Genomic DNA, 13,459 nt, shown 5'->3' with positions numbered 1-13,459 from the left:
TCACGCTCTACTTCTTTGATTCTAGAGGCGGATGATTTTAGGTCGAACAGACCTAAAATCATCCGCCTCTAGCCGATACGCGATATCAGATTATCGGCAGCGTCGTACCTCGGCGCTGCCGATTGTTTGTCACCCCCTGCCGACAAGCGGCATCTTCGTTGCCATGACGGTCATGGAGAGAACGTTGGCGTCGAGCGGCAGCGTTGCCATGTAGACCACTGCGCGTGCGACATGCTCTGCCGAGATCGTCGGTTCGGCTGCGGTCTCGCCATTCGCCTGCAACACGCCGGCACTCATCCTCGCCGTCATGTCGGTGGCGGCATTGCCGATATCGATCTGCCCGCAGGCGATGTCGAACGGACGGCCATCGAGGGCGGTCGATTTCGTCAGGCCGGTGATTGCGTGCTTGGTGGCCGTATAGGGTGCGGAATGCGGTCGCGGCGTCGTGGCCGAGATCGAGCCGTTGTTGATGATGCGGCCGCCTTGCGGCACCTGGGCTTTCATCAGCCGGAAGGCCTGCTGCGTGCAGAGGAATGCACCGGTCAGGTTCGCACCGAGAATGGCGTTCCATTGCTCGAAACTCAGCTCCTCCATCGGCACGGCCGGCAGGCCCATGCCGGCATTGTTGACCAGAAGGTCGAGGCGGCCATAGCGGCCGGCAATGACATCGAAGAGGCTGCGGACCGAGCTGGGGTCGCTGACATCGGCCGCAACCGCAAGAAATTCCGCCCCCGTTTCCTCGGTGAGTTCGCGGGCGGCTTTTTCGAGAACGTCAGCGCGACGTCCCGAGATGACGACCTTGAAGCCCGCCGAACCGAGCGCCTTGGCGATGGCGCGGCCGATACCCGTACCGCCGCCGGTCACCAAAGCGATTGCGTTCTGCGACGACATCTCCGTCATACGACCCTCCCGTCCAGTTCGTCTTCGATATGCACCCGCAGGATCTCGTCAAAATTCTGTTCGGCCTTGAAGCCGAGATCGCTCGCGCGCCGGGCGTCGAATTGGGTCGCCCAGCCGGAGACGATCCGCTCGATCACCGGATCGGGTTCGCGGCGGATGAGCGCAACCGCCTTGTCGCCGCCGACACGGCGCAGGGCGTCGATCTCATCGGAAACGAGCGCCGAAAGCCCTGGCATGGTGAGATTGCGCCGTGGCCCGACTTTCACTGTGTCGAGCGTTGCGGCATGCACGAAGAAGCCGACAGCCGAGCGCGGGCTTGCAAACCAATGCCGCACCGTGTCGCTGACAGGCAGAATGGCTTGCCTGCCGACAAGCGGCTCGCGCAGGATGTTCGAAAAGAAGCCGGACGCCGCCTTGTTCGGGGCGCCTGGCCGAACGCAGATGGTCGGCAGCCGGATGCCGATGCCGTCGAAAATGCCGCGACGCGAATAGTCGGCGAGCAGAAGTTCCGCAATCGCTTTCTGGGTGCCGTAGCTCGTTAGCGGCGCGGTCAGGAATTCGTCGCCGATGACGTCGGGGAACGGGGTTCCGAACACGGCGATGGAAGAGGCGAAGATAACGCGCGGGATATAGGTGGATTTCAGGCTCTGCTGGCGAATGGCTTCGAACAGTGCACGGGTGCCGTCGAGATTGACCCTGTAGCCCCTGTCGAAATCGGCCTCGGCTTCGCCGGAGACGATGGCGGCAAGATGGAAGATCATATCCGGCCGATCTTCGATGAGCCTGTCTGCAACGCCTGCTGTCGCAAGATCGATCGTCAGAGCCTTGGATACGGATGCAAGCGCCTCCGGCACCGGCGGTTGGAAGGCATCGACCAGCGTCAGGCGATCGATGGTCTTGCCCAGAACCTTCGGCTCGGCGGCAATACGGTTGACAAGCTTGCGGCCGACCATGCCCGCAGCGCCCAAGATCAAAACATGCATATCGGCTTTTCCTCCCAATAGGCTGATCAGAGTGCGAGATAATTCCCGCGTGAATGTATTCGACGACCGCCGGGCATCCGGAATGCCGGCCTTCGCTTCATTTGTACGCTTGCAGCCAGGCCAGCCCCGCATCCGTCGTGGTCGCCGGCCGATATTCCGCGCCGATTGGCTTGTCATAGCCAAGCGTTTCAAGAAGCTGCAGAATGTGGCGGTAATCGATTTCGCCGTGGTCCGGTTCGCGCCGGTCCGGGACGGCGGCGATCTGGACATGACCGATTGCCGCCATATGTGCTTGCAGCCTGTGCGTCAGGTCGCCCTGCATGATCTGGATGTGATAGCAGTCGAACATCAGCTTCAGGTTCTCGGCGCCGACCGCCGCCATGATGTCGAGCGCCTGATCCGCCGTCCGCAGGAAGTAGCCCGGCGCATCGCGATGATTAAGCGGCTCGATCAGCACGGTCGTCCCCACCTTGTCGGCGCGGTCGCAGGCATAGCGGAGATTGGCGATGAAGGTGGCTTGCGCCTCGTCGCCCATGGCCTTGCCGGCCATCACATGCACGTTTCGCGCGCCGATGGCAGTCGCATAATCGATCGCCTGATCGATGACGCCGCGCGCTTCATCCTCGCGCCCCGGAATGGCCGCGAGGCCGTTGTCGCCAGCCGCGACATTGCCGCGAGCGGTATTGAGGCCGAGCATGGGAAGGCCGGTTTCCTCCAATGCCTGACGCACGGCTTCGGCAGGGGTGTCATAGGGATAGTGGCATTCCACGGCATCGAAGCCGGCGGCCTTGGCGGCGCGGATCGCGTCCGGAAGGGAGAGCTCCTGCCACAGGAATCCCAGATTGGCGGAAAAGCGCGTCATGTTCAGTCCCACTCCACGTCATAGGTGCGAACGAGATCGGCGATCTGCGGATCCGTGAGCAGCAAAGGATTGGCCCCGCGCGTCAGCATGGCAAGCTTTGCCGTCTCTTCCAATTCTTCGATCGCATAAACGGCCGCTTCCAGATCTTTTGCCGAAACGACGGGTCCATGTGCGGCCAGCATTACCGCGCTGCGCTTGCCGGCAAGGCCACGAATGGCATCGCCCATGGCCGGATCGCCGGGCATGAAATAGGGCAGAAGCTTCACCTTGCCGAGCTTCATGATCGAATAGGCCGTCAAGGGCGCTAGCATGTTGTCGGCATCGACGCCGGGCAGGATCGACAGCGCCACCGAATGGCTGGAGTGAAGATGCACCACGGCGCCGGTCTTTTTCGGCCGCGTCTCGTAGAAGGCTGAATGCAGCGGCATTTCCTTCGTCGGCTTGTCCCCGCCGATCAGGCTTCCTTCGCCATCGAAGAGCGAGAGCCGCGCGGGATCGAGGCGCCCGAAGGAGCTGCCAGTTGGCGTCACCAGCAGGCGTCCATCGCTGAGGCGTGCGGAAATATTGCCGGAGGAGCCGGCGGTCAGGCCGCGATCGTAAAGCGACTTGGCCATCATGCATATGTTTTCGCGCAGTTCGGTCTCTTCGCTCATGCGGCCTCCAACCGGTCGAAGGCATCCGTGAAGAAGCTTTCGCCGCCGAAGTTGCCCGATTTCAGGGCGAGTGCAATCGGTTCTCCGTCCATCGTCGCAAATGTCCAGGGAACGCCCGGCGCTATTTCCGGGCCGATCGTCAGGTGTGTGACGCCGAGCGCCTGCGTGATCGCGCCGGAGGTTTCTCCACCGGCAACGACGAAGCGGCGCGTGCCGTAGTCGAAGGCCGTGCGGGCGATCTCGGAAAGGGCGTCCTCGACCACCTGGCCCGCCTTGTCCCGACCCAACCGCTCTTGAGCCTGCCGCACCTCGTCGGGTTCGGCGGTGGCATAGATAAGCTTCGGCGCATCGGGAGATTGCTGACGCAGCCATTCCAGCGCAGCGCCGGCGCCTTCCTCTGCAAGCGCGATCGGATCGAGCCGCAGGCTGGCAACCTTGCCGGCATAATTGGCAACTTGCCGGCGCGTCATGGCGGAGCAGCTGCCGGATAGGACGATCGAACCGCCTGTCACCTTTGGCAGTGCCTGTCGATGTTCGGAGAGGCTGATGAGACCCTGCTCAATGTAAAATTGCGGAAGCTGGCCGGCGATCGCGCTGCCGCCCGTCAGCAGCGGCATGTCGAAGGATGCGGCGGCGATCGTACGGAGATCGTCATCGCAAACAGCATCGACGATCACGTGCTGGGTGCCGTTGCTGCCGAGTTGAGCCAGCCTCGCCTTCAACGTTGCCGCACCCTTTGAGACGACGTTGCGGCTGGCAAGTCCGACAGCGCCATTCACCTGCGGCGTCAGCAGCCGGACAAGGCTTGAATCGCGCATCGGCGTCAGCGGATGGTCCTTCATCGGACTTTCCGACAGCAGTTGCTCGCCGACGAAGAGGTGGCCCATGAAGACGCTGCGTCCATTCTCGGGAAAGGCCGGGCAATAGATCGTCTGGGCCGCGCCGGTCTCAGCCATCAACATCTCCGCGACCGGACCGATATTGCCTTCGGCCGTGCTGTCGAATGTCGAGCAATATTTCCAGAAGAAGCGACTGGCGCCGGCTTCCTCCAGCCATTCCAGTGCTTGCCGGGCCTGCTTCACGGCAATCTCGACTGGGGATGTCCTGCATTTCAGGGCGATGACCTCGAAGGCCGCCGTCTCGTTCCGGTCGCGTTTCTCCTGCGGTATGCCGATCCGCAGTGAAACGGGCAGTCCGCTGCGCGCAAGCAGCGCGGCAAGATCGGTGGCCCCGGTAAAGTCATCCGCAATGCAGCCAAGCAGGAGCGCCACGGTCTAGTCCTTCACGCCTGGCAGGCTTGCGCCGCTCTTGGCGGCCAGGATCTTTGCAACGGCGGCATCGTCTTCCAGACCCAAGCCTGCTTCTGATGCTTCAACGAAGAGGTCGAGTGCCGCAGTGGCGAGCGGCGTGACGGCTCCGGCTTTGCCGGCCTCCGATGTCACGATGCCGAGATCCTTGACGAAGATGTTGACCGCCGAGCGTGGCGTATAATCGCCGGATACGATGTGCTCGCCGCGGTTCTCGAACATCCAGGACGAACCGGCGGAAACACGGATCACCTCATAGAGCGTCTTGAGATCGATATCGGCCTTGGCGGCAAGCGTCATGGCCTCGGCTGTCGCGGCGATGTGCACGCCTGCCAGCAGTTGGTTGATCATCTTGACCTGCGAGCCGGCGCCGGGACGATCACCGAGCCGGAATACTTTGGCCGAGATGGCGTCGAGCGCCGCTGATGCGCGATCGAAGGCCTCCGGTGTGCCGGATGCCATGACGGTGATTTCGCCCGCAAGCGCGCGAACGTGGCCACCGGAAACGGGGGCGTCGATGACGAGCATGCCTGCCGCTTCCAGCCTTTCGGCAATGGCTGTCGTGGCACTCGGGGCCATGGTGGTACAGAGCAGAAATACCGTCGAGGGTAGCGCGGTCTGCAAGGCTCCATTCTGCCCGAAAAGGACATCTTCGGTCTGCTTGCTGTTGACGACATAGACGAGGATCACGTCGGCGTCTTCAGCCGCTGACGCCGGCGTCGTGCATGGAGTGCCGCCGTTTTCGGCAAAGCGCGCGAGCACCTCGCCGCGAATATCGCAGCCGCGGACGGTAAAGCCCGCTTTCAGAAGCGATAGGGCAGCGCCCCAACCCATGGACCCCAGGCCAATGACGGCGGCCTTCTTTGTGTTCTGCACGGCGCTACCTCTGCAATATCAAGCTATGTTACCGATACCGGTATCGGTAACATAGCCTTATTTTCCCTGTAATTGTCAATAGGAGGCTGTTTGCCTTTTCAAGGAAACACTCTATGAAGAAGAGCGGCGTCGTGCCAGCCGCCATGGTTCATCGAGGGTTGCTTGGGGATGCGCAAACCCACTCTGGAAGAAGTCGCCATCGAAGCGGGCGTCAGCAAGATGACGGTATCGCGCGCCCTGCGCGGCGTGGCTGACGTCTCCAGCGAGACGCGCGACAGGGTCATCGAAGCGGCGACGCGAATGAACTATATGGGCAACAGACTGGCGCTTTCTCTGTCCTCGCAGCGCACCAATCTGGTCGCCGTCGTCGTTCCCAGCATGTCGAACATCGTCTTTCCGGAGATTCTTGCCGGCATTTCCGCCGGGCTGGACGGATCCGGCATGCAGGCCGTGTTCGGCATATCCGACTATAACATGGCGAAGGAGCGCGAGATCATCCGCGACATGCTGTCCTGGCAACCCTGCGCCATCATCGTCACCGGCCTGGACCAGCCGGAAGAGACGGTGGATCTGCTCCGTCATGCCGCCATCCCGGTCATCCAGCTCATGGATCTCGATGGTGCGCCGATCGACTTCAATGTCGGCTTGTCGCATGGCCGCGCCGGCGAGGAGATGGCGGAAGCCCTTGTTGCTGCCGGCCGCCGCCGGTTCGGCTATGTCGGCAGTGCGCTGGAAAAGGACCTGCGCGCCGGCAAGCGCAAGGCCGGCTTCGAACGCATATTGCGTGCGCACGGTCTGGGTTTTGCCGAGCAGCGGATTGACGATGCCTTTTCTTCGATCGCGCTGGGAAAGCGGCTGACGACGGCACTGCTTGCAGCAGTGCCCGATATCGATTGTATCTATTACTCAAACGACGACATGGCGAGCGGCGGGTTGTTTGCCTGCATGGAACTGGGCGTTGCGGTTCCCGGCCAGGTGCTGATTGCCGGATTCAATGGGCTGGATCTGATCGGTTCCTTGCCGGCACCGATCGCGACGTCCCGTTCGCCAAGGCGCGCGATGGGCGAGATGGCCGCGCAATTGGTTCGTCGCGCTGTCGCCGGCGAGGGAGATAGCGGCCAGAAAACCATCGTGTTCAAACCGACGATCACCGGCATCGGGCGTTAGGATATCGTCGTCCGGACACCGGTGCTGCGACGCGAGGCCAATGTGGCGGCAATCTTATGTTCAGCAACAAGATTTCCCACGAATTCCACCGGGCAGAAACATTCGGACATGGGCGAGGCGAACTCATCGGCTAGACCGGCATCGAGTTTGCTATGTTGCGGAGTTTCGAGTGTCGATGCTTTCCATAAATCCGTGGCGATGGGCTGAAAACACGAATTGTGGCGACAGCGCGCCAGCATGCGAGAAGGTTGTCATTTCGTATGCGTGATACTAATCTGGGTAGCATCAGGGGATTGGGGATTCATGTACGACGATTCGATCCTGCCGACAGAGATTGCCGTTTTGCTGGGCTTGATAGGCAATATCGGCGCGCCGCTTTTGGCCTTCTGGGCGGCGGGAAAACGACCCCGGTTGCGTCTCTGGTTTCATGCGGCCGCCGTCGTCGCGATCATGGCCTCACCGCTGGTGGCCATGATCCTTGGATTGCCGGACCTGCTTCCTGAAGAGGAGGACAGCCAGGGCGCTCGTTTTGCTTTCCTGCCGCTGATCATGGAAACAGCCATCATCGTGCTGCTCTATTGTCTCGCCGGCGCAATGCTTCTGTCCCAGTCGGTCCATTCGGCCATCACCGATTGGCGGGATGGAGATCGTACCCCTTGAGCGGCAAAGTTCCCGACATGGGCCTCTTACTATCGGTAGGGGATCGAAGGAAGTGCCACGCGCCCGCGCGGTCGCCCAACGACTATTTCTTTCGATAATCTTGGCTTGCCATCCAGCGGTATGTCATGAACAGGTTCCGGTGGCGTTCAGGCAGAGTTCAGGCGAGTTGGTGTATCTCTGCCTCGTCCATAAGAGAAAATGGGGTAAGGGAAATGTTGGAACGTTTCGTACGAGTATCGCGTGTCGCCCTGGTCGGGCTGGCCGCACTGCAACTGATGACCTCCGCCGCCTCGGCACAGTACTATGGCGGCGATGACGGATACGCACCGCCGCCCTGGCAGCGTGACCAGGGCCGGGATTGGAACCGCCCGCCGCGCGGCTGGGATCGCGACCGTGACCGTGATTGGGACCGTGATCGCGGCTGCAGCCGGCGCGACCTCATGCGAGCCGCCCGTGCCGAAGGCTTCCGGCGCATCGATTCGATTGACAGCAATGGACGGCGTATCATCGTTCGTGGCTGGAATGACGGCGGCCCAGACCGCATGGCCTTCGCCAACCGGAGCGGTTGCCCGGCTCTCAACTGATAGCTGATATAACGTAAGCGGAAGCCGAGTGTGGATCAGCTTCCGCTTACCTTCGCGGCCGCGCATCCTTATCGACTGGCTGAAAGGGATGCACCGTTGCTGCTCTTGAGCTTTGTTGCCGTTTTCTCGCCCAGCCTTAGGCGGTGGCGAATTTCTTTTTCGCAAGAACAGCACTGCTGTTCATGTCGGATACGGCTGATGCTTCGATGTCATCGCTTCGCGACGTAACGCTGAACTGCCAGGACACTCCCCAGTGATCGACCACCGGGCCGTGTCTGTCCGTCGAACTGCCCTTTTTCAGAGCATCGCGCAGACGATCTGCCTCGGCCTGCGTTGTACATTCGAAAATGATGGAAGAGCAATGATCGGACCGATCGAGTGGCCCGGCCTCGAAGCCCATAAAGGAACGGTTGCCGAGTGTGAAGCCTGCGAACTTCACGCTGCCTGCCGGACCATTCGGATTGTCGGTCAAGATGTTCGAGATCCACCCGGCTGACGAATTCGGAATAAGTGTCGCGTAGAACTCAATCGCCGATTCCATGTCACGCCGAAACCAGAGATGTTGCCTGATTTTCATTGTTGTTCGCTTTCTTCAAGTCCCGCCCGGATAGAGCGCCGCATGAAGGAGGCATGTCTGCCGTGTTGGTGAGTAAAACTCGTGCCGCCGGCGAGCCGCCTTCTTGGTGAGCGGTGGCGCCGGCGGCATGCTGAAGAGTTGCTGCTGGCCGTTCGTGCCCACCCCTGTGAGGCACGGACGGGTACGCAACACTATTTTTCGGCAACTCTACCAGCGAGAGCCATGACATAGTCGTCGGCGATATCGGCCAGCGTCAAAGCGACTTCCGGTTCATTCCAGCCGGCAGCAAGCGCCATTTGCACGAAATCACGAAACGCCACTTCAAGGACCTCTTCGCGTTCGACGGCGCGATAGGCGTCAGTGGAAGGATGTTGAGGTTTGCTGATGTTCATTGTCTGGCGGGTCGATACCATTGTTATGTTCCCTAAAGCTTTGCCTTGGTGGACGGAGGGTACATTCGCCATGCACGAAGGCTTTGGTGTCCAAACGATTATTATGCTTCTTTTCTAATAGGTTACACGCGGTATGTCGTTAGCCGTGCATCCAGAAACTTGCAGCAGCGTCCATTTTCGCAATTGCTGAAGTGCGATCTGGCGGCCGCGCCGCACGCGCCGGCGCAGGCGAATGTATCGCCCAGTGCGCGAAGCAATCCGCTTTGTGCGCGTTTAGGGGATGTCGAAATCCATCGTCTCTAGTGATAGTAGCCGAGGGTCCTTAGCCATTCTTCGAAGGAATGGGTGCTGTCGGGCGATGCCGGCGAGGCGACTTGTCCAAGATAGCGCGGAATGGTGAGATTTCTTGCTTCGCGGGGACTGTAGCCAAATTCCTTGCTGAATGCCCGGCTGAAGTGTGCTGCCGACGAAAAGCCGACAGCAAAGGCAATATCGAGGATCTGCTCCCGGTTCGCCGGATCGCTGAGCGCCGCATGGGCCGACAAGAGGCGGCGTCGCTGAATATAATGATGCACGCCGCCATATTGCTCGAAGATCTGGTAAAGCCTGGTGCGGGATATGCCGAGCTGCCGGCATATCTGCTCCACCGTCAGATCGCCTGCGGCAAGATTGCTTTCGACGAACCGCCGCACGCGTTCCGTTACCGCCAGAGTGCTATGCTGTTCGACGCCCGTCGATTGGGCGGCCGAGGTCGAAACGGAAGCGACGATCATGTTGCGCACCGTCTGGACGACATGCGGCAGGTCCGTCGCCGCAAAGCGAGAAAGATTGTCCGTGACGCTGTCGAGATAATCGATCAGCATGCCGGTGAAGATGCCTGAAAGCGCGATGTTGTTTTCGATCTCGACGGGGGCGGGAACTTCGAACAGCAATGCTCGCGGCAGAAAGAGCGAGAGGGTTCTCGCCTCCGTCGATCGTCCCCGAAAAGGATGTCCGAGGGAGCGCAATTCTATCTTGCCCGGCTCGCCTTCCAGCACACGCCCGTCGACCTCCGTCCACGTGCGGCCGTCGCGTAGGACGGAAATGTGCCAATGATCGATGAGGTTGGCTTTTACCTTCGCCTGTGAACGCATGTAGCTGTGGGGAGGCGTATCCTGCTGAACGATGAGCATGCCACCGAGGTTCCAGGCCACGTGGTCTGCAGGAAAGCCGGTTTCCGGTGAGACATTATCCGGCGGCCGGATGTCGGCCAGCGGTGCGATATAAGCCTGCCAGGCGGCAAATTGCGCCGCCGGTTCGAGCGCGCGTGTCGAAAACTGCAGCGGCTGCAAAGCCGGTGGCGGCAGCGTTTCTTCGCTGGCTGCCTTTTCCGGTCGCGGAAAGCGTCGCCGATCTGACGGCTGGGGCCTTCTATCCTCGCGCCAAGACCGATCCTTCGCCTCGACGGACGCAGATGCGGATTGCTCTTCGCGTGGCAGATCAGACAATCCGGTCTCCTCGAATACCGTCAGGATAAAACACGAGCATCGCGTTCAAATGGACACTCATGATGTCCGCAGATTGGTCGCCTGTTTCAATAGGAATAAGGTCCAAAGCCTGCTTCGGGCTGTCTTTTTTCCAGCAAAACGACATGTTGCACCTTGCCGTATCCTTAGCCACTTGATGACGCCAAACCCTTTCATTTGCAGCGCGATTTCGAAAAGGCAAGTCTTGCGGGTCATCAACCTCATATTCGCGTGGCAATTGTTCCGAAGCATGGCGTCAGGTGGCGTTGATCTGTGCCGCGTCGGCGCATATCGAGCGATTACGGGCCGGCGGCCCGATCGATGCCTGCGCAAGAGCCGATCGCGGCGCGAAATCGGCGCCTTTGCAAAGCTGGTCCAAAATTATTCGGTTTTCGCAGCCCCATGCATAGTTTGCGTTTGCCCATCCCGCCAAGTTTGCCTACGCAGAGATAAACCGCAGTTTTGGAATGAGACATGACCGAATCCTCGATAATCCCCGTCTTTGATGGCCACAACGACGTGCTGCTCCGGCTGCGCCGCGGCGGCTTGAATTCCGTCGACGCTTTCCTGAATGGCGAAGCTGCCGGACATATCGATTTGCCCCGCGCCCGCCGTGGAGGCCTCGCAGGCGGGCTCTGCGCCATATTCATCCCGTCGCCGGATCAACCAAAGCCTGAAAACGCCGATTTTTCCACGCCTGCCCAGCCCGATGCGCTGAACGAAACCCTGGCCATGGCGCGGCTGCTGCTTGCGATCGAGGCCCGGTCGAAGGGAGCCGTCAAGGTTTGCCGTTCGGCCGCCGATATCAAGCGGTCGATCGCGGAAGGCCAATTTGCCGCCGTTTTCCATATTGAGGGCGCGGAGGCGGTCGCGGCCGATCTCGACGCCCTTTATGTCCTGCATCAGGCCGGCCTGCGCACGCTTGGGCCTGTCTGGAGCCGCTCGAACGTCTTTGCTCACGGGGTGTCTTTCCGCTTCCCCTCGACGCCGGATATCGGCCCCGGCCTCACCGATGCCGGCAAGGATCTGATCCGCGCCTGCAACGAACTCAGGATCATGATCGATCTCTCGCACATGAACGAGCAGGGGTTTTGGGATATCGCGAAATTGTCGAATGCGCCGCTGGTTGCCTCGCATTCCAATGCACATGCGCTTTCTCCGCACAGCCGCAACCTGACAGACAGGCAGCTCGACGCGATCCGCGATACCGGCGGTCTGGTCGGCATCAATTTCGGTGTGCTCTTCCTGCGCGACGACGGTGTGAGGAACACGGATACGCCGCTCGATGTCCTCGTTCGCCATGTCGCCTATATTGCCGAGCGGATTGGCATAGAGCACGTCGCGCTTGGTTCCGATTTCGATGGTACGACCATTCCGGCGGCGCTCGGCGATGCCAGCGGCCTGCCGAAACTGATCGACGCCTTGCGCGCGCATGGGTTCGATGACCAGGCGCTCGCAAAGATCGCCCATCAGAACTGGGTTCGTGTCCTCGAGCAGACCTGGGGCGGCTGAGACGAGGCATCCTCTCGTCTCCGCTTGAGGCTGGAAAGCGGTCAGTAGCTCACGAATCCCTTTGCCTGGAGCCTATCCGGCGCGTCTGGATGGGGCCGCAGCTTCACCAAGATTGCGATAGCCCGTCGCCGGATGCGGTGCCGCGAGCCTCGGGCCGCTGCCGCCAAGCTTCTCGCGCAAGGTGCCCGCGCGATATTCGGTCTTGTAGACGCCGCGCTTCTGCAATTCCGGCACCAGGAGATCGACGGCATCCTCGAAGCTCTCGGGGGTGACCGCATAGGCGAGATTGAAGCCGTCGACGTCGGTATCCTCGATCCATTCCTGCATGAGGTCCGCGACCGTCTGCGGCGAGCCGACAAAGACCGGGCCGAAGCCGCCTATGCCGACCCAATCCGCCATCTCGCGCACCGTCCACTCCTTGCCCGGATCGATGGTGGTGAAGGTCTCGACGGCGGATTGCACTGCGTTGGTGTAGCGATGGCGCAGTACCTCGTCGGGCGAGAACTGGCCGAAATCGATGCCGGTCCAGCCCGAGATCAGCGCCTGCGCGCCTTCGAGCGAAACATATTGGCGGTATTCGTTGAACTTGCGCTGCGCCTCGGCATCGGTCTCGCCGAGGATTACGGTCTGGAGATTGAAGGATAGGATTTCGCGGGGATTGCGGCCGAGGCGCTCGGCCGCCTCGCGAACATTGGCGACGTAGCGCTTCAAGACCGGCTTTGAAGGTGCTGCTACGAAAATGCATTCGGCATGCGCGCCGGCGAAATCCTTGCCGCGGCTGGAGGCGCCTGCCTGATAGAGCACGGGGGTGCGTTGCGGCGACGGTTCGCAGAGATGGATGCCGGGAACGCTGAAATGCTTGCCGGAATGGCGGATCGAGTGCACTTTCTCGGGCCGCGTGAAGATGCCCGCTTCGCGATCGCGGATGACGGCACCGTCTTCCCAGCTGCCTTCCCAGAGCTTGTAGCAGACTTCGAGATATTCCTCGGCCAGCGCATAGCGGTCGTCATGTTGCGTCTGTGTCGATTGGCCGATGTTCAGGGCACCACTGTTCAAATAGGAGGTGACGATGTTCCAGCCGACGCGACCCTTCGTCAGATGATCGAGCGTGGAGATGCGCCGGGCGAACGTATAGGGATGCTCGAAGGACAGCGAAGCGGTCAGCCCGAAGCCGAGATGCTCCGTCTCATAGGCCATGGTCGGGATGAGCTGCAGCGGATCGTTGACCGGCACCTGCGCCGAATGGCGCAAGGCGGCGTCGACATTGCCGTTCAGCACGTCATAGACCCCGAGCACGTCGGCGATGAACAGGCCGTCGAACTTGCCGCGCTCCAGCGTCTTTGCCAGATGGACCCAATAGTCGAGGTCCTTGTAGGTCCAGCTTTTGTCGCGCGGGTGGCGCCACAGGCCCGGTGATTGGTGTCCGACGCAATTCATGTCGAAGGCATTGAGCCTGATTTGGCGTGTCATCTTGTGTTCCT

14 protein-coding genes are annotated in these 13,459 nt (G+C 60.9%); 4 read left to right on the top strand and 10 right to left on the bottom strand.

The features are described from left to right. Positions 1-129 precede the first annotated feature (129 nt). The 6 genes from HGP16_RS12470 to ltnD all read right to left on the bottom strand — a co-directional run bounded on the left by HGP16_RS12470 (position 130) and on the right by ltnD (position 5,581). A complete protein-coding gene (locus tag HGP16_RS12470) occupies positions 130-900 on the bottom strand; it encodes an SDR family oxidoreductase (protein ID WP_168840319.1) in 771 nt (256 codons plus the stop codon). Continuing rightward, positions 897-1,883 (bottom strand): D-erythronate dehydrogenase, encoded by a 987-nt coding sequence (gene denD / locus HGP16_RS12465; protein ID WP_168840318.1) that lies wholly within the window; start codon positions 1,881-1,883, stop codon positions 897-899. Before denD ends, HGP16_RS12470 begins: the two co-directional genes overlap by 4 nt. 97 nt (positions 1,884-1,980) lie before the next feature. Next, positions 1,981-2,745 carry a hydroxypyruvate isomerase family protein gene (locus HGP16_RS12460; protein WP_168840317.1) on the bottom strand — a complete coding sequence of 255 codons (765 nt, stop codon included), beginning with the start codon at positions 2,743-2,745 and terminating at the stop codon, positions 1,981-1,983. A gap of 2 nt (positions 2,746-2,747) precedes the next feature. Next, entirely contained in the window at positions 2,748-3,398 is a 651-nt protein-coding gene (otnC, locus tag HGP16_RS12455) for a 3-oxo-tetronate 4-phosphate decarboxylase (protein WP_168840316.1), read from the bottom strand. Beyond that, a complete protein-coding gene (otnK, locus tag HGP16_RS12450) occupies positions 3,395-4,669 on the bottom strand; it encodes a 3-oxo-tetronate kinase (RefSeq protein WP_168840315.1) in 1,275 nt (424 codons plus the stop codon). The genes otnC and otnK overlap by 4 nt, the downstream gene beginning before the upstream one ends. Positions 4,670-4,672: 3 nt before the next feature. Continuing rightward, positions 4,673-5,581 carry an L-threonate dehydrogenase gene (ltnD, locus tag HGP16_RS12445; RefSeq protein WP_168840314.1) on the bottom strand — a complete coding sequence of 303 codons (909 nt, stop codon included), beginning with the start codon at positions 5,579-5,581 and terminating at the stop codon, positions 4,673-4,675. Positions 5,582-5,749: 168 nt separating this feature from the next. Between ltnD and HGP16_RS12440 the strand changes: the two genes are divergently transcribed. The 3 genes from HGP16_RS12440 (at position 5,750) to HGP16_RS12430 (ending at position 7,992) form a co-directional block, all read left to right on the top strand. Beyond that, positions 5,750-6,748 (top strand): LacI family DNA-binding transcriptional regulator, encoded by a 999-nt coding sequence (locus tag HGP16_RS12440; RefSeq protein ID WP_168840313.1) that lies wholly within the window; start codon positions 5,750-5,752, stop codon positions 6,746-6,748. A 303-nt stretch (positions 6,749-7,051) separates the two neighbouring features. Beyond that, positions 7,052-7,408 (top strand): hypothetical protein, encoded by a 357-nt coding sequence (locus HGP16_RS12435; protein WP_168840312.1) that lies wholly within the window; start codon positions 7,052-7,054, stop codon positions 7,406-7,408. Between the two features lie 212 nt (positions 7,409-7,620). Beyond that, positions 7,621-7,992, top strand: a complete 372-nt coding sequence (locus HGP16_RS12430; RefSeq protein WP_168840311.1) for a hypothetical protein — start codon at positions 7,621-7,623, stop codon at positions 7,990-7,992. A gap of 136 nt (positions 7,993-8,128) precedes the next feature. Here HGP16_RS12430 and HGP16_RS12425 read toward each other — a convergent pair whose 3' ends face one another. The 3 genes from HGP16_RS12425 to HGP16_RS12415 all read right to left on the bottom strand — a co-directional run bounded on the left by HGP16_RS12425 (position 8,129) and on the right by HGP16_RS12415 (position 10,439). Then, positions 8,129-8,569: a VOC family protein gene (locus tag HGP16_RS12425; RefSeq protein WP_168840310.1), complete on the bottom strand. Its 441-nt coding sequence runs from the start codon at positions 8,567-8,569 to the stop codon at positions 8,129-8,131. Between the two features lie 191 nt (positions 8,570-8,760). After that, entirely contained in the window at positions 8,761-8,982 is a 222-nt protein-coding gene (locus HGP16_RS12420; protein WP_168840309.1) for a hypothetical protein, read from the bottom strand. Positions 8,983-9,260: 278 nt separating this feature from the next. After that, positions 9,261-10,439, bottom strand: a complete 1,179-nt coding sequence (locus tag HGP16_RS12415; protein ID WP_168840433.1) for an AraC family transcriptional regulator — start codon at positions 10,437-10,439, stop codon at positions 9,261-9,263. 501 nt (positions 10,440-10,940) lie between these two features. Between HGP16_RS12415 and HGP16_RS12410 the strand changes: the two genes are divergently transcribed. After that, the gene (locus HGP16_RS12410; RefSeq protein WP_168840308.1) at positions 10,941-11,978 is read left to right on the top strand and encodes a dipeptidase; all 1,038 of its coding nucleotides are present in this window, start codon (positions 10,941-10,943) and stop codon (positions 11,976-11,978) included. Positions 11,979-12,050: 72 nt separating this feature from the next. Here the strand turns inward: HGP16_RS12410 and HGP16_RS12405 are convergent, their stop codons facing one another. After that, positions 12,051-13,448, bottom strand: a complete 1,398-nt coding sequence (locus tag HGP16_RS12405; RefSeq protein ID WP_168840307.1) for an LLM class flavin-dependent oxidoreductase — start codon at positions 13,446-13,448, stop codon at positions 12,051-12,053. Positions 13,449-13,459: the final 11 nt, after the last annotated feature.

It is taken from the genome of Rhizobium sp. P40RR-XXII (genome assembly GCF_012641405.1).
Classification (GTDB): domain Bacteria; phylum Pseudomonadota; class Alphaproteobacteria; order Rhizobiales; family Rhizobiaceae; genus Rhizobium.
The sequence above is the reverse complement of the archived record's forward strand: the minus strand, read 5'-3'. Positions and strand labels throughout refer to the sequence as shown.

What these genes read in the sequence shown, in the direction of transcription:
- HGP16_RS12470 (WP_168840319.1), bottom strand. Translation starts at nt 900, where the DNA reads ATGACGGAGATGTCGTCGCAGAACGCAATCGCTTTGGTGACCGGCGGC.
- denD (WP_168840318.1), bottom strand. Translation starts at nt 1,883, where the DNA reads ATGCATGTTTTGATCTTGGGCGCTGCGGGCATGGTCGGCCGCAAGCTT.
- HGP16_RS12460 (WP_168840317.1), bottom strand. Translation starts at nt 2,745, where the DNA reads ATGACGCGCTTTTCCGCCAATCTGGGATTCCTGTGGCAGGAGCTCTCC.
- otnC (WP_168840316.1), bottom strand. Translation starts at nt 3,398, where the DNA reads ATGAGCGAAGAGACCGAACTGCGCGAAAACATATGCATGATGGCCAAG.
- HGP16_RS12440 (WP_168840313.1), top strand. Translation starts at nt 5,750, where the DNA reads ATGCGCAAACCCACTCTGGAAGAAGTCGCCATCGAAGCGGGCGTCAGC.
- HGP16_RS12435 (WP_168840312.1), top strand. Translation starts at nt 7,052, where the DNA reads ATGTACGACGATTCGATCCTGCCGACAGAGATTGCCGTTTTGCTGGGC.
- HGP16_RS12430 (WP_168840311.1), top strand. Translation starts at nt 7,621, where the DNA reads ATGTTGGAACGTTTCGTACGAGTATCGCGTGTCGCCCTGGTCGGGCTG.
- HGP16_RS12425 (WP_168840310.1), bottom strand. Translation starts at nt 8,569, where the DNA reads ATGAAAATCAGGCAACATCTCTGGTTTCGGCGTGACATGGAATCGGCG.
- HGP16_RS12420 (WP_168840309.1), bottom strand. Translation starts at nt 8,982, where the DNA reads ATGGTATCGACCCGCCAGACAATGAACATCAGCAAACCTCAACATCCT.
- HGP16_RS12410 (WP_168840308.1), top strand. Translation starts at nt 10,941, where the DNA reads ATGACCGAATCCTCGATAATCCCCGTCTTTGATGGCCACAACGACGTG.
- HGP16_RS12405 (WP_168840307.1), bottom strand. Translation starts at nt 13,448, where the DNA reads ATGACACGCCAAATCAGGCTCAATGCCTTCGACATGAATTGCGTCGGA.